The organism is Amycolatopsis sp. NPDC114505, from assembly GCF_055633615.1.
In genome coordinates this window covers 1,502,476-1,517,452 of the sequence record NZ_JBVKDV010000002.1, presented here as the reverse complement: position 1 = coordinate 1,517,452, position 14,977 = coordinate 1,502,476, and the positions used below count along the sequence as shown (strand labels likewise).

Annotated in this window: 12 protein-coding genes; 6 read left to right on the top strand and 6 right to left on the bottom strand. The window is 72.5% G+C overall.

Going from position 1 to position 14,977, the window contains the following annotated elements:
* Positions 1 to 53: 53 nt before the first annotated feature.
* Positions 54 to 710 (top strand): TetR/AcrR family transcriptional regulator, encoded by a 657-nt coding sequence (locus ACZ7OU_RS25065; protein ID WP_470237658.1) that lies wholly within the window; start codon positions 54 to 56, stop codon positions 708 to 710.
* Here ACZ7OU_RS25065 and ACZ7OU_RS25060 read toward each other — a convergent pair.
* The 5 genes from ACZ7OU_RS25060 to ACZ7OU_RS25040 form a co-directional block, all read right to left on the bottom strand.
* Complete coding sequence (locus ACZ7OU_RS25060; protein WP_470256936.1) at positions 688 to 1,458, bottom strand: N-acyl homoserine lactonase family protein; 771 nt, start codon at positions 1,456 to 1,458, stop codon at positions 688 to 690. The genes ACZ7OU_RS25065 and ACZ7OU_RS25060 overlap by 23 nt on opposite strands.
* On the bottom strand, positions 1,455 to 2,798 hold the full coding sequence (locus ACZ7OU_RS25055) for an MFS transporter (protein ID WP_470256935.1): 1,344 nt from the start codon (positions 2,796 to 2,798) through the stop codon (positions 1,455 to 1,457). The genes ACZ7OU_RS25060 and ACZ7OU_RS25055 overlap by 4 nt, the downstream gene beginning before the upstream one ends.
* A 165-nt stretch (positions 2,799 to 2,963) precedes the next feature.
* A complete protein-coding gene (locus ACZ7OU_RS25050; protein ID WP_470256934.1) occupies positions 2,964 to 4,256 on the bottom strand; it encodes an MFS transporter in 1,293 nt (430 codons plus the stop codon).
* A 115-nt stretch (positions 4,257 to 4,371) separates the two neighbouring features.
* Positions 4,372 to 5,592 carry a PucR family transcriptional regulator gene (locus ACZ7OU_RS25045; RefSeq protein WP_470256933.1) on the bottom strand — a complete coding sequence of 407 codons (1,221 nt, stop codon included), beginning with the start codon at positions 5,590 to 5,592 and terminating at the stop codon, positions 4,372 to 4,374.
* A gap of 47 nt (positions 5,593 to 5,639) precedes the next feature.
* Positions 5,640 to 6,950, bottom strand: coding sequence for an NAD(P)/FAD-dependent oxidoreductase (locus ACZ7OU_RS25040; protein WP_470256932.1), 1,311 nt, complete (start codon positions 6,948 to 6,950; stop codon positions 5,640 to 5,642).
* A gap of 171 nt (positions 6,951 to 7,121) precedes the next feature.
* On the opposite strand from ACZ7OU_RS25040, the gene ACZ7OU_RS25035 reads away from it, so the two are divergent.
* Positions 7,122 to 8,348 (top strand): metal-dependent hydrolase family protein, encoded by a 1,227-nt coding sequence (locus ACZ7OU_RS25035; RefSeq protein ID WP_470237664.1) that lies wholly within the window; start codon positions 7,122 to 7,124, stop codon positions 8,346 to 8,348.
* Complete coding sequence (locus tag ACZ7OU_RS25030) at positions 8,345 to 10,420, top strand: prolyl oligopeptidase family serine peptidase (protein ID WP_470256931.1); 2,076 nt, start codon at positions 8,345 to 8,347, stop codon at positions 10,418 to 10,420. The genes ACZ7OU_RS25035 and ACZ7OU_RS25030 overlap by 4 nt, the downstream gene beginning before the upstream one ends.
* A gap of 94 nt (positions 10,421 to 10,514) precedes the next feature.
* On the opposite strand, the gene ACZ7OU_RS25025 is transcribed toward ACZ7OU_RS25030, so the two are convergent.
* Positions 10,515 to 12,473, bottom strand: coding sequence for a S9 family peptidase (locus ACZ7OU_RS25025; protein ID WP_470256930.1), 1,959 nt, complete (start codon positions 12,471 to 12,473; stop codon positions 10,515 to 10,517).
* Between the two features lie 150 nt (positions 12,474 to 12,623).
* Here ACZ7OU_RS25025 and trpM point away from each other — a divergent pair, with 150 nt between their 5' ends.
* From trpM to trpA, 3 genes are all read left to right on the top strand, one after another.
* Entirely contained in the window at positions 12,624 to 12,788 is a 165-nt protein-coding gene (gene trpM, locus ACZ7OU_RS25020) for a tryptophan biosynthesis modulator TrpM (RefSeq protein WP_470237667.1), read from the top strand.
* A 107-nt stretch (positions 12,789 to 12,895) separates the two neighbouring features.
* Positions 12,896 to 14,125 carry a tryptophan synthase subunit beta gene (gene trpB, locus ACZ7OU_RS25015; protein ID WP_470256929.1) on the top strand — a complete coding sequence of 410 codons (1,230 nt, stop codon included), beginning with the start codon at positions 12,896 to 12,898 and terminating at the stop codon, positions 14,123 to 14,125.
* A gap of 2 nt (positions 14,126 to 14,127) precedes the next feature.
* Positions 14,128 to 14,922 (top strand): tryptophan synthase subunit alpha, encoded by a 795-nt coding sequence (gene trpA / locus ACZ7OU_RS25010; protein WP_470238993.1) that lies wholly within the window; start codon positions 14,128 to 14,130, stop codon positions 14,920 to 14,922.
* The last annotated feature ends 55 nt before the right edge of the window (positions 14,923 to 14,977 follow it).

Below are 14,977 nucleotides of genomic sequence, written 5' to 3'. Positions count from 1 at the left end.
ACAGTGGAGACTTCAAGCTGGGAACACACCCGCAGGCGCGAGGAAGGAAGTCCGTGGCAGCACCATCGTCGGACGCAGTGGCGAACAGCGGGCGCATCCGCGACGCGGACCGGACGCGGGCCGAGATCCTCGACACCGCCGCCCGCGAGTTCGCCGAGAAGGGCTTCGACGGCGCCCGCGTGGACGAGATCGCCGCGAAGACCCGCACCACCAAGCGGATGATCTACTACTACTTCACCAACAAGGACCAGCTGTTCGTCGAGGTCCTCGAACGCGCCTACACGGTCATCCGCTCCCTCGAGCAGGACCTCGACGTCGACCACCTCGACCCGGCCGAGGCGATCCGGCAGCTGGCCGGGCTCACGTTCGACCACCACGAGTCCCACCCGGACTTCGTGCGGCTGGTCAGCATCGAGAACATCCACCGCGCCGAGCACATCGCGCGGTCGAAAGCGCTGTCCAACCTGGCCAACCCGGCGCTCGACGTGCTCACCCGCATCCTCGCGCGCGGCCGCGAAGCCGGGCAGTTCCGCGAAGACGTCGACGCGCTCGACGTCCACATGGCGATCAGCGCCTTCTGCGTGTTCCGCACCGCGAACCGCTACACGTTCAACGCCATCTTCGACCGCGACATGCTCGACCCCGCCCTCCGCGACCACCACCGGCGGATGGTCGCCGACATGCTCGTCAGCTACCTGACGACGCGCTGAGCCGCACGATCCGCTCCCCCGCCGGCGGGTGCCGGGCGAGCACCGCCGGATCGTGGCCCGGCACGACCGAACCCGCTCCGGCCAGCTCCTTGACCCGGTCGAAGGCGCCGTACACGCCGGTCATCGAGTGCAGCAGCGGCGCCGGGAGGTCGCGCTCGAGGTTCTCGTGGAAATGGCACGCGTCGGAGGCCAGCACGACCGGGCCGCCCGCGGTCTCGACCCGGACGACCTGCATCCCGGCGGTGTGCCCGCCGACGAGGTGCACGCTGATCCCGGGCACGACCTCGGCGTCCCCGTCGACCAGGTCGACCGGCGCGGCCCGCAGGTGGTCGAGCGCCACTTCGTCGAGCAGCCACCGCTCCCGCTCGATCCGCTTCGCCCACGGGCCGGTCCAGTAGTCCAGTTCGGACCGCTGGACCACGAACCGCGCGCCCGGGAAGCCGGCCACCGTGCCGCAGTGGTCGTAGTGCAGGTGTGTCAGGACGACGTGGTCGACGGTCCCGGGGCCGACGCCGAGGTCGGCGAGCAGCCGGACGGGTTCGACGTAGTCCAGCCCGGGTATCTCGCGCGCCCGGTCCGCCCGGATGCCCGCGTCGACGAGCACCGTGTGCTCCGGCGAAACCGCCAGCCAGACGTAGTAGGCGGTCGGGTGGGATTCGGCGGAATCCCCGTCGTAGCCCAGGAAGTGCTCACCGCGGTACCCGGTGCGCCGGCCGTAGCAGAGCGCGTAGACCTCGAACTCGCTCATCGCGCGACGCCGACCTCGTCGCGCACCGGTTCCTTCAGCCCCAGCTGCGCGGTCGGCACCCGGTAGGTCTCCTTCCCGGTGGCCACGGCGATGATGTTGACCAGGCACAGCGCGGCGGTGAAGACGGCGACGCCGATCCACGCGCCCGGGCCCGTCCCGGTGACCCCGACCGCGATGGTGGGCAGGAACCCGCTGATCGCGAACCCGATCTGCGTCCCGATCGCGGTGCCCGACAGGCGCACCCGCGCGGGGAACATCTCGCCGTAGAACGACGGCCACACGGCGCTCGTGGCGGTGTAGACGACGCCGAACATCCCGATGCCGACGACGAAGATCCAGAGGTAGCTGCCGGCCGCGATGGCGCCGAGGTACGGGAAGATCAGGATCGCGCAGCCCAGCGACCCGGCCATGAAGATCCGCTTGCGCCCGAAGCGGTCGGAGAACTTGGCCCACAACGGGATCGTGACCACGGCGGCGACGTTGGCCAGCACGCCGACCCACAGCATCGGGGTTTTGTTCAGTCCCACGGTGTTCACGGCGTAGCTGAGCGCGTAGACGGTGAAGATCGTGCTGACGGAGGCGATCAAGGCGGCCACGACGACGCGCAGGACGTCGGCCCAGTGGTCGCGCAGTAGCACGGCCAGCGGCAGCTTCACGACTTCGCCGCTCGCGACCTCTTCCTGGAACACCGGCGTCTCGTCGAGCGAACGGCGGATGTAGTAGCCCACCAGCACCACGACGGCGCTGAGCCAGAACGGGACCCGCCAGCCCCAGGACAGCAGCGCTTCCTGCGGCAACGCGGCGACCGGCAGGAACACCGCGGTGGCCAGGATCTGCCCGGCTTGCGTGCCGCTGAGCGTGAAGCTCGTGTAGTAGGCGCGGCGGTGCTCAGGGGCGTGTTCGAGGCTCATGGAGTTCGCGCTGGCCTGCTCACCACCGGCGGACAGGCCCTGCAGCAACCGCAGCGCGACCAGCAGGATCGGCGCGGCCACGCCCAGCGTCCCGTAGCCCGGCAGGCAGCCGACGAGCACAGTGGACAGTCCCATCAGCAGCAGGGTGGCCAGCAGCACCCGTTTGCGGCCGAACTTGTCCCCCAGGTGCCCCAGCAGCAGCGCCCCGAGCGGCCGCGACACGTAGCCGACGCCGAAGGTCGACAGCGCGAGCAGCGTGCCGGTCGCCGGGGAGGAGGCCGGGAAGAAGATCTTGTTGAAGACCAGCGCGGCGGCCGTGCCGTAGATGAAGAAGTCGTAGTACTCGAGGGCGCTGCCGATCCACGCGGCCAAGGCCGCCTTGGCGGGCCTGCCCACGGGCGCGGCGGCACCCTCCGGACGATCGGTCACGTCAATCTCCTCCGCGGGTGCGCCGGTGCAGTCCAGGTAACTAACCGGTCAGGTATGTACCGTACGGTTAATTAGAGAGATTGAACGGCGGCCGCGGGCTTGTCAAGTACCGATTTCCGACGCCGGGGACCACGGTGATCGAGCCGGTCCCCGGCGCATAGGGCGTTATACATCGCGCAGGCTGGCGCCCTTCGTCTCCGGAATCCCCTTCACCAGCACCGGCAACGCGATCAGCGCCACGACGCTCGCGTAAACCGCCGGCGCGATCAACATCCCCGTCCCGTTCACCAGCAGCTCGCTCACCAGCGGTGCCGTGCCGCCGAACACCGCGTACGCCACGTTGTACGGCAACGCCATCCCGCTGAACCGGACGCTCGTCGGGTACAGCTCGAGCACCGACAGCGCGCCCATCTGGAGCAGGGACACCGCGAACACGAACGCCAGCAGCGCCACCACCACCGCGACCAGGCTGCCCGTGCCGATCAGCAGGTACGCCGGCACGATCAGGACCACCGCCCCGAACGCGCCGAGGCGGATCTGGATGCGGCGGCCGTGGCGGTCGGCCAGGACGCACAACCACAGGGCCACCGGGATCGACACCAGGTTCGCCGCCGTCGTCAGTGCCAGGACCGTTCCGCTCGGCATCCCGATCGCTTCGTTCAGGTACGTCGGCAGGTAACCCAGGAACATGTGGGTCAGCAGGCCGAGCACGGCGAAGTACGCGAACAGCACCAGCAGCGTCCGCCAGTGCCCGCGCACCAGCTCACGGAAGGGGCGAGCCGGGGCCGAAGCACGCATCTCCGTGAACACCGGGCTTTCCTCGACCCGCAGGCGCAGGACCAGGCCGACGAGCGCGACGAGCCCGGCGAGGACGAACATCCACCGCCAGCCCTCGGCCGCGAACCGGTCGCCGAACGCCGACCGGAAGATCAGCGCCGTGGCGGTGGCACCCACCGCGCCGAGCATCGTGGACGACCCGACCAGGCCCATGTACCACGCCCGGCGGCCGTCGGGGGCGTGCTCGACGGTGAACGTCAGGGCTCCCGTGTACTCGCCGCCCGCGGAAAACCCTTGCACCAGGCGGCAGACGAGCAACAGCACCGGGGCGAGGACACCGGCGGACGACCACCCCGGCAGCAGGCCCATGGCCGCCGTCGCCGCTCCCATGAGGATGATCGACAGGCTGAGCGCGTTCCGGCGGCCGCGGCGGTCGCCGATCCGGCCGAACACCACCGCGCCGAGCGGCCGGGCGATGAACGCCACGCCGTAGACGGCGAACGTGCCCAGCAGCGCCGCGGTCCTGTTGCCCGGCGGGAAGAACGTCAGGGCGAGGACGCCGGCGGTGTACCCGTACAACGTGAAGTCGAACCACTCCACGAAGTTCCCCACCGACGACGCGATCAGGACCCCGCGCCGCATCTTCGTGGTTCGAGCCCGGTCGGACGAAAGCACGCTCATCACGCCTCCATGGGTGGTGCTCGCTGAAGTCGTTCGAGTGTGCGGTGGTGGCCCGGCCGGCAACCAGCGCCGGATGTCGCGTCCGGACGGCCGCGGGGACGACGTTCGTCTACCTTCAGCGGCCCGGGTGGTCGCGGTACGCGGCGGCGATGATCCGCAGCTTGAGACCGAGGTGCAGCATGAGCCGGTCGTCGCCGGAGTCGAGGCTGCACCCGGTGATCTGCTCGATCCGCTTGAGCCGCTGGTACAGCGTGGCGCGGTGGATGCGCAGCGAGTCGGCCGTGCGCTGGATGTTCCCGCCGTGGTCGAAGAAGTCGGTCAGCGTCGGGATCAGCACGTGGTGGGTGTCCTCCCGCTCGATCGCCGCGAGCGCCGGCACCGAGGACGCGTCGAGGAGGTCTTCGGCCGGGAGCTTCAGCAGGAGCTCGTACGGACCCAGTTCGCCCCAGCGGGCGAAGGCGCCGATGCTGGGCAGCAGGAGTGCCGCGCGCGCCGCCAGCACCGCCTGCTGGTACGACGTGACGACCTCGCCGAGGGTCGTGACCGTGCCGCCGAGCCCGAAGACCGGCCGGGCGTGCTCGTCGCCGAGCCGCCGGAAGCGGGCGGTGATCCGCTCGGCGATCGACTCGGCCAGGCCGCGGGACGGCGGAACCCGGTGCACGAGCAGGATCCAGGCGCGCGACCGGTTCGCCGCCATCAGCGCGACGTCGTCGGCGACGGCGCGGACCCCGTCTTCGACCGCCGCCTCGAACGCGACCTCCTGCGGCGCGGCGGTGGCCTGCGACGCCGGGCATTGCACGGCGAGCACGGTGAAGTGACTGCTTTCGTCCCCGAAGAGCTGTTCGGCCCGCAGGTCTTCGATCGCCTGCGCGCGCACCGCGAGGTCGCCGGAGACGAGCTCGCGCAGGATGCCTTCCTGCCGCGCCTTGGAACGCTCGTGGAGCAGCAGCCGGCGCAGCAGCATCGCCCCGGCGGTGGCGGCGGCCTCGCCGGCGGCCGCCATCTCCTTCTCCGTGAACGTGCCGTCCTTGTCGATCAGCCACAGGTACCCGAGCAGCATGCCGTTGCAGCGCACCGGCGCGCACAGCCGCGGGGCCGCGCCTTCGACGTCGACGACGCCGGGTGCGACCCAGCGGGCGATGCCCTGGGTGAGGATGTGGTCGACGATCCGCGGTTCCACCGACCGGTTCATGACCGAGCTGACGCGCAGGGCGTCTTCGTCACCGAAGTGGCGGCTCGCCGCCAAGAGGCGGATGGCGGGGTCGTCGATCGCGACCGACCGCCGCAGGCGCTCGGCGAGCTCGTCCACGATGGACTGGAGATCGCGGTCGGGCACGGCGCCCCCTTCCCGGCTTCCCGCCACGGTAGCCCAGCGGGGACCGCTCAGCCCATCACCGTGCCCGAGCTGCCGGTGTTGCGCGCGCGTCTGCGGGAGAACGCGCCGAGGCCGATCTCCAGGCCGGTGTGGACGCCCTTGTAGCGGACCGGTTCGGTGTCGTGGTCGGCGCCCGCCTCGACCTGGTCGATCAGCGTCGCCATCAGCCTGCCGACGACGGGGGCGTTCTTGAACTGGTTGCCGCTGGTGCCCATCGCGACGTAGAACCCCGGGAGCTCGGTGCGGTCGTAGATCGGCGTCCAGTCGTCCGCGGCGTCGTACACGCCGACGACGCCGCGGGCCCGGTTCGGCACCCGCAGCCCGGGCAGCCGGCGCGCCGCCCGCGTCACCTGGGCTTCGAACACGGCCATGGTCGGGTTCGGGGCGGCGTCGTCGGGGTCGTCGAGCCACTGCAGCGGGTCGCACTCCGGCTCGGTGCCGCCGACGAGCAGGCCGCCGCCGACCTCGCCGCGGAAGTAGGTGCCCAGGTCCATGTCCGCCACCGACGGGCCCACCCCGCCGGCCGGGTGGTAGCCCTCGGGCGCGAGCACGTGGGCGACCTCCTGCCGCAGCGGCCGCACGCCGATCGTGAAGTCCGACCCGACCCCGGCCAGCGCGTTGAGCTTGCCCGACCACGGTCCCGCGGCGTTGACCACGACCGGCGCGGTGAGCTTCACCCCGTCCGCGAGCACGACGGCACGCACCCGGCCGCCGGCGGACTCCACTCCGGACACCGTGCTCCGGAACCGGAACCACGCGCCTTCCTCGGCGGCGGCCGCGGCCAGGTTCTGCGCCGCGAGCTGCGGATCGGTGACGTACCCGGCGTCGGGGGTGTAGACGCCGCCCAGCGTCTCCGCGGTGTCGGCCCAGAAGGCGTCGTCGTCGATGCGCTTGGGCGGCCAGAAGCGGCCGGTGCCGATCCCGGGGACGCGGTCGGCGAGGGTCGCGCTGTCCCACTCCTCGTAGGGCACGCCGACTTCGTCGAACAGCGGCAGCCAGCCGGCCCGCGGGGCGGCGGCCACGTCGAGCATGACCAGGCCGCTGCGTTCGAACCGGGCCAGCGCGCCGACGTCGTGGCCGAGGTGCTCGCCCCACGCCGACCAGCAGAAGTGCGACTCCCACGCGGCGGCCACGCCGGCGAGGGTGGAGAAGTTGTACCGCACCACGGCACTCGACGCGCTGGTCGAGCCCTGCCCGGCGCCGCTCGCGCGGTCCACCACGACCACCCGGCGGCCCGCCCTGGCCAGCTCGAGCGCGATCGCCGCGCCGATCACCCCGGCACCGACCACCACGACGTCCGCGCTGACTTCCGAACTCATCGTCTTCGTCCTCCCTGTGCTCCCCGCGACCCAGTGTGCGGGGCCCGCCGCCCGCCGTCGCCCGACACCTGTCGCGATCCCGGCCCGCGGCGAGCAACGGATGTTGATTGGCCCCGGACGGGGTCACGGCCGAGAGTGGGGGGGTCACCCACGCACGGACGGGAGTACTTCATGTGGCTCGCAGGAGCGACCGTCATCGACGGGACCGGCGCGGATCCGGTCCCGGGGCAGGCCGTCCTCGTCGAGAACGGCCGGATCTCGGCGGTCGGCGGCACACCGCCGCCCGGCGCGGACGTCTTGGACCTCACCGGGAAGTACCTCACCCCGGGCCTCATCGACGCGCACGTCCACCTGGGCCTCTCCAGTGACCTGGACAAGCTGAGCACGTCCCGGCAGCTGTCCGTCGCGGAGATCGCCGCCGACATGTTCGCCAACTGCCGCCGGACCCTGGAGTCGGGTTTCACGACCGTGCGGGACACCGGCGGCGTGGACGACGGCCTCGCCCGGGTCGTCGCGGACGGCCGGATCCCCGGCCCGCGCATCCTCCACTGTGGACCGCTCCTGGCGCAGACCGGCGGCCACGGCTACCTCGGCGCGGAGTGGGACTCCGCCGACGACTGGGACGCCCGCCAGATCCCCGGCCTGGTGGCGCTGTCCCTGCTGTCCGACGGCCCGGACTCCGTGCGGCGCAACGCCCGGGAGGCGTTCCGGCGCGGCGCGGGCTTCCTCAAGATGTGCGTCACCGGCGGGGTCGTGTCCCGGCACGACAAGCTCAGCGACACCCAGTTCACGCACGACGAAATCGCCACCGCCGTGGCCGAAGCGCGGGCACGCGGCACCTACGTCACGGTCCACGCCCACAACAACGCCGGCCTGCGCACGGCCATCGAGGCGGGCGCGAAGTGCGTCGAGCACGGATCCGCGGTCGACGCGGACATGGCCGCGCTCATGGCCGAAAAGGGCGTCGCGCTGGTGCCCACCCTCGCGGTGGCGCACGCCCTCCTCAAGGACTCGACCGAGGCCGGGCTGCCCGCGCACATCGGCGAGCGGGTCGGGAACGTCATCGACGGCCAGGCCGACGCCATCCGCGCCGCCCGCGCGGCCGGGGTGCTCATCGGGTCCGGCTCGGACTACGTCGGGCCGAACCAGGACCACCGGGGGTACGAGCTGGTGCTCCGCGCCGAGATCGAGTCGCCGATGCAGGCGCTCGTCTCGGCGACCCGGGACAACGCCCGGGTGCTGCGGATCGGCGACGAGGTCGGCACGATCGAGCCCGGCAAGCTGGCCGACCTGACGGTGTTCGGGAGCGATCCCCTGGCCGACCCGCTCGTCTTCGACGACCCCGCGCAGGTGCAGGTCGTGCTCCAGCGCGGCCGCGTCGTGAAGGACATCCGGTGACGCGCTACCCCGAAACCCGCACCGTGGACGGCATCGTCCAGGTGGCCGGCGTCGACTTCCCCGACCCGTACCAGTGGCTGGAAGACCGCACCGAGGAAGTCGATCGGTGGCAGGACGACCAGGCCGCCCTCGCCGACTCCCACGTCCGCGACTGGCCGCACTTCGAGACGCTGCGGGAGAGCGTCCGGCACTTCTTCACCGCACGGTCCGGGTCGTACCCCGCGCCGGCGGGACGGCGGTGGGTGCGCAGCGAAATCCCCGAAGGCGCGACGCAGGCGCGGGTGATCCTCTCCGACGAGCGCTTCGGCGACGGCGAGGTGCTCTTCGACGCGGCGGAGGAGAACCCGGCCAAGCCGCCGTTCGTCTCCTGGGTGACCGCGTCGCCGGACGGCCGGTACGTCGCCGTCGGCGTCTGCGACGACGGCAGCGAACGCAACACCATCCGCCTGCTCGACACCGTCAGCGGCGAACGCCTGCCCGCACCGGCGCAGCCGCTGCTCGACAACTGGACCGGCGGGGCGCGGTGGCTGCCCGACTCCAGCGGGTTCGTCTACACCGCCATGCTCGGCGAGAACACCGACCTGCGGCACGAAGTCCTGCTGCACCGGCCCGAATCGGGCAAGACCACGACGGTCGACGCGCCGTGGCTGCCCGACCAGGACTACCGGACCGTCGTGTTCTCCACCGACGGCAAGCGCGCGATCGCCGTCCAGCACCTGCTGGCCCCGATCCCGGTCGCGGTGGCCGACCTCGACGGCTCCCCCGAACCGGTCTGGCGGCCGTTCGTCACCGACGCGTCCGTCGGCGGCCTGTACGGGCACCTCGTCGGCGACCGGTGGATCGCCGTCTCCGACTTCGGCGCGCCCCGCGGCCGGGTGGTCGCCATCGCGCTGGACAATCCGACGCCGTCGGATCCGTCCACCTGGGACGAGCTGGTGCCCGAATCCCGCGTCGCGCTCCGGTCGGTGACGCCGGTCGGCGACCACCTCTACGTCCTCGGCCTGGACGACACCTACAGCCAGGTCCGGATCTTCACCGCCGGCGGTGAGCTCGCCGGGCACGTGCCGCTGCCCGGCCGCGGTGCCGTGGTCGAGCTGCCGTTCCCGCTGATGGCGCTGTACCCCGAGGGCCTCGACGACGAGTACGCCTTCGCCTTCACCACCTTGACGACGTCGGCGGGCTACTACCGGCACCGGCCAGGGTCCACTGTGGACGAGCTGTCCGCACCCCGGACGACGATTCCGGACACGGTGGTCGAGGACGGCTGGGCCACCTCACCGGACGGGACGCGGATCCCGTACCACCTCGTCCGGCGCGCGGACCTGCGGCTCACCCGGCCGCGCCCGGCCATGGTCTTCGGCTACGGCGGCTTCAACGCGCCGTGGCACCCCGTGTTCCTCGGCCCGATGTCGTCCTTTGTGGACGCGGGTGGCGTGCTGGTGCACGTCCACCTGCGCGGCGGCGGCGAGTTCGGCCGCGAGTGGTGGGAGCAGGGCAAGCAGAAGAACAAGAAGAACTGCTACGAAGACCTGCACGCCATCGCCGAAGACCTCGTCGCCACCGGCGTCACGAGCCCCGGCCTGCTCGCCGTGAGCGGCGGCTCCAACGGCGGGCTGCTGGCCGGGGTCGCCGCCACGCTCCGGCCGGCGCTGTGGGCGGTGGCCGTGCCGCGAGTGCCGTTCCTGGACGCCATCGGGGCGACCCGAGACGGGTACGGCCGCTTCGTCGTCGACCTCGAGCTGGCCGACCTCGACGACCCGGACGACGTCCGCCGGCTCGCGTCGCTGTCGCCGTACCACCTGGTCCGCGACGGCGTCGACTACCCGGCGATCTACCTCGACGCCGGGGACACCGACCCACGCTGCCCGCCGTGGCACGCCCGCAAGTTCGCCGCCCGCGTGCAGGCCGCGACAGCCGGACCGAACCCCGTCCTGCTGCGGGTCTGGCGCGACGTCGGCCACGGCTGGGCCACCGACAAGGACGTCGCCATCGAGGAGCACACCTCGTGGCTCGCCTTCGTGATGAAACAGCTGGGCATGACGCCCCGGCACCCGGCCCGAGGAGGAAAATGACCACCGTCGCGGAGACCGCCTTTGGTGCTGGCGCAGGCACTTCACACCGGACGGGCACCTGCCGGCCGCGGCGGGGTGCCGCGGCCGGCTTTCGTCACGACGCGGGCATGTGGCGTTCGAACCACTGCAGCGTCCGCGCGAGGAAGTCGAGCTGGGCGGGGAACGCCCGGACGCCGTGGCCCTCCTCGGGGTAGATCGCCAGCACCGACGGCACCCCGTGCGCGAGCAGCGCCTGGTGGAACTCCTTCGCCTGGCCGGGCGGCGTGCAGTTGTCCCGCGCACCGGCGATGTTCAGGCACGGCGTGCGGGCCTTGCTCGCGTGCAGGACCGGGCTGCGCGTGTGCGCGAGGGTGCCGGGCTGCTCGGGGTCCGCGCCGAGGAAGCGGGTGCCCCACGCGGCGATGTTGCTCGTGAAGCTCTGGCTGTACCAGTCCGTCACCGGCGAAATCGGGACCGCGGCGGCGAAACGCGGGTCCTGGGTGACGAGCCAGGACGACATGAACCCGCCGTAACTACCTCCGATCAGCCCGACCCGGGCGCCGTCGACGACCCCGCGTTCGACGAGCGCGTCGATGCCGGAGAGGTAGTCGTGGGTGTCGGCGCCGCCCATGTCCCCGACGACGCGCGCGGCGAACTCCTGGCCGCGTCCGGAACTGCCGCGCGGGTTCGGGCTGAGCACGGCGTACCCCTGCTGGACCAGCAGCGGAACCCACGCGTAGCGCATCGACCAGGAGTTCTGGTACGACCAGATCGGGCCGCCGTGGATGCTCACGACCAGCGGGAACGGGCCGTCGCCGGCCGGGCGGCACAGGATCCCGTCGATCTCCAGGCCGTCCGGCGCCGTCCAGGTCACGACCTCGGCCGACCCGGCCACCGACCGGACGAAGTCGGTCCCCGGGTGGGCGATGGAGGCGAGCCGCGCACCGTCCAGCACCAGTTCCGGTGGCAGCTCGTAGGAGTCCTGGACGGTCAGGAACCGGCCGTCGGCGGTGAACGCGCCCTGCGGGTGGAACCCGCCGGCACTGCAGGACAGCCCGGTCGAGAGCACCTCCGTGACCTTGTCCCCCTCGACGATGGCCGCGACCGAGTCGAGCCGGCGCAACCCGGCGTACCCGAGTCGCTCGGCGTCGATCCACTGCACCTGCGTGACGTCGACGCCGAGCGTGTCGATCCGCCGCACGGCCCCGGTCGCGGCTTCGACGAGCACCAGGTCACCCGCGACCACCCACCGGTCACTGCACACGGCCTCGACGACCGCCACCCACGCGCCGTCCGGGGAACCGGCGGGCAGGGCGAGCTGGACGTCGCTGCCGAGCAGCTTGCGGGCGTCGCCGCTGAGGTCGATCAGGGTCAGGTGGGCGGCGTACCACTCGTCCTCACCCGGCGCGTCCGACGCGATCGCCACGACCCGGTCGGAACCGCACCAGCCGGCTTCCCAGCAGTTCAGCCCGGCCGGCGACACCTGGGTCACCTCGTCGGTCCCGACGGTGTACACCCAGAGGCTCCGCCAGCCGCCGTCGTGGGTTCCGTCGTCGAGCTCCGGGAACCACGACGGCTTTTCCGCGGTCTCCTTAGAGTTCGTGCCCGAACCCTGCCCGCCGGCCAGGTCGGCGCCGAGCCCGGCCACCCCGAGCAGGACCTTGCCGCCGTCCGGGGACCAGTGGGCGTACTCGACGGTGCCGGGCACCTCCGGCGCGGACCGCGCCTCCCCGAACCGGCCGGCGTCGAGCAGGGAGAGCTGGAACACGCCCGCCTCGCGACGGTCGGACAGGAACGCGAGCGTGCTCCCGTCCGGCGAGAACCGCGCGCTGCGCGACGAACCCTGCCCGGCGGTCACCGGCCGGAGCTCGCCGTCCCCGGCCGTGTAGACGGCGGTCCGGGGCACGCCGTTCAGCTCGTCGAACACGGCGCCGGTCACCACGGCCCGCGTGCCGTCGGCCGTCACGTGGGGTTCGCGGATCGAGTGCGGGCGGCCGAACGCGGGCTCGTGCACCGCCCGCAGGTGCTCCGCGACCTTCCGGTGGACCTCGGTCGTCTCCAGGTCTTCCACCACACCTCCAGCGTTCGTTTCCTCCCATCTTGGGTTCGCGCGGGGGCGGAGTACACCCGACGAATGGCGACTGCCGCCGGGGTGACGCACGACATCCGTCGTCACGGCCGGAAACGGGTACACCGGCGAGCACCCGCGGGTTAAGGTGGCCTCGTGCCCCTCACCGTCCGCTTCGCCCGTGGCCGCCGGCCGCGTGGCTGCCAGGCGCCCGCCCGGCGCGTGCGCGGGCGGCGGGTGCGGTACGCGATCGGCTCCGAGGCGGGCCAGGTCGACGGGATGCGATGGCAGCGTGCGCCGCGCACCACGCCGGGTCGCTGAGGGAGCCGCTCCCCCGGTGATCCCGCGTGTTCGTGCGCTCCGGTGATCCCCGACCAGCCACGAACCCACCCGGACGGACTCCGTCCCGGGTCAGGAGCACATCTGCCATGACGCACGACTTCTTCTTCCCGGCCGCGCCGGGAACCCTGCCCACCGCCGACGGGTACTTCGGTGCCTTCGGCGGGCAATTCGTCCCGCAGGCGCTCGTCGCCGCCGTCGACCAGGTCGCCGCGGAATACGCGCGGGCGAAAGACGATCCCGCCTTCGTCGCCCGGTTCGAAGACCTGCTCGCCCACTACGTCGGGCGCCCGAGCGCGCTCACCGAGGTGCCGCGCTTCGCCGCGCACGCCGGGGGCGCGCGGGTCTTCCTCAAGCGCGAAGACCTCAACCACACCGGCTCGCACAAGGTCAACAACGCGCTCGGCCAGGCACTGCTGGCCGAGCGGATGGGCAAGACCCGCGTCATCGCCGAGACGGGCGCGGGCTCGCACGGCGTCGCGACCGCCACCGCCTGCGCGCTGACCGGCCTCGCCTGCACCGTCTACATGGGAGAGACGGACATGAAGCGCCAGGCGGTCAACGTGGCGCGGATGCGGCTGCTCGGCGCCGAGGTCGTCCCGGTGACGTCGGGGTCCCGCACCCTCAAGGACGCCATCAACGAGACGTTCCGCGACTGGGTCGCCCGCGTCGAGGACACGCACTACCTGTTCGGCACGGTCGCCGGGCCGCACCCGTTCCCCGCCATGATCCGCGACTTCCAGCGCGTCATCGGCGTCGAAGCGCGCCGCCAGCTCCTGGAGCGGACCGGGCGGCTGCCCGACGCCGCAATCGCTTGCGTCGGCGGCGGATCGAACGCGATCGGCCTGTTCCACGCCTTCCTCGACGACCCCGGCGTGCGGCTGGTCGGCTGCGAGGCCGCCGGCCACGGCGTGGGCAGCGGCGAGCACGCGGCGTCGCTGTCGGCGGGCGAACCGGGTGTCCTGCACGGCTCCCGCTCCTACGTCCTGCAGGACGACGAGGGCCAGATCCGCGAAGCCTGGTCGATCTCGGCCGGGCTCGACTACCCCGGCGTCGGACCGGAACACGCGCACCTGCACGACTCCGGCCGCGCCGGCTACCGCCCGGTCACCGACGACGAAGCGATGCACGCGTTCCGGCTGCTCGCCTCGACCGAGGGCATCGTCCCGGCGATCGAGAGCGCGCACGCGCTGGCCGGCGCCCTCGAGGTCGGCGCCGAGCTCGGCCCGGACGCCCTCCTCCTGGTGAACCTGTCCGGCCGCGGCGACAAGGACCTCGACACGGCCGCCGTCCACTTCGGACTGGAGGAAGCGCGATGAGCCTGCCTCTGCTCACCGAGACCCTCGCCGGGACGAAGGCGGCCGGCCGGGCCGCGCTCATCGCCTATCTGCCCGCCGGCTTCCCGACCGTCGACGGCGGGATCGAGGCGCTCCGGGCCACCCTCGACGCCGGCGCGGACATCGTCGAGGTCGGCCTGCCGCACAGCGACCCGGTGCTGGACGGCCCGGTCATCCAGATGGCCGACGACATCGCGCTGCGCGGCGGGGTCCGGATCGCCGGCGTCCTGCGCACGGTGCGCGAAGTCCACGCGGCCACGGGCAAACCGGTGCTGGTGATGTCGTACTGGAACCCGGTGTCCCGCTACGGCGTCGAGCGGTTCGCCCGCGAGCTGGCCGCGGCCGGGGGCTCGGGCTGCGTGCTGCCGGACCTGCCGGTGGCGGAGTCCGCGTCGTGGCGCCGGCACGCCGCCGAACACGGGCTGGCCACCGTGTTCGTGGTCGCGCCGAGCAGCACGGACGCGCAGCTGGCGGAAACCGTCGCGGCCGGGACCGGGTTCGTCTACGCGGCGGCGCTGATGGGCGTCACGGGCACGCGCGCGTCGGTCGACGAGGCCGCCGGTGTCTTGGTACGCCGTCTCCGCGCGGTCACCGAGCTGCCGGTCTGCGTCGGCATGGGGATCGCGGACGCGGGCCAGGCGGCCGAGGTCGCCGGGTTCGCGGACGGGGTGATCGTCGGATCGGCCCTGGTGAAGACGCTCCTCGAGGCGGACGACGGCGGACCGGCCGCGCTCGGACGGCTCACGCAACGGCTCGCGGCCGGAGTGCGCGGGGCCTGACGGGACCGGTCCGGCGGCCCGGCTTCGGAGCCGCCGGACCGGTACCGTGGTGACC

Coding starts and splice junctions, on each gene's coding strand:
- ACZ7OU_RS25060 (WP_470256936.1), bottom strand. CDS start 1,458: ATGAGCGAGTTCGAGGTCTACGCGCTCTGCTACGGCCGGCGCACCGGG.
- ACZ7OU_RS25050 (WP_470256934.1), bottom strand. CDS start 4,256: ATGAGCGTGCTTTCGTCCGACCGGGCTCGAACCACGAAGATGCGGCGC.
- ACZ7OU_RS25040 (WP_470256932.1), bottom strand. CDS start 6,950: ATGAGTTCGGAAGTCAGCGCGGACGTCGTGGTGGTCGGTGCCGGGGTG.
- ACZ7OU_RS25035 (WP_470237664.1), top strand. CDS start 7,122: ATGTGGCTCGCAGGAGCGACCGTCATCGACGGGACCGGCGCGGATCCG.
- trpB (WP_470256929.1), top strand. CDS start 12,896: ATGACGCACGACTTCTTCTTCCCGGCCGCGCCGGGAACCCTGCCCACC.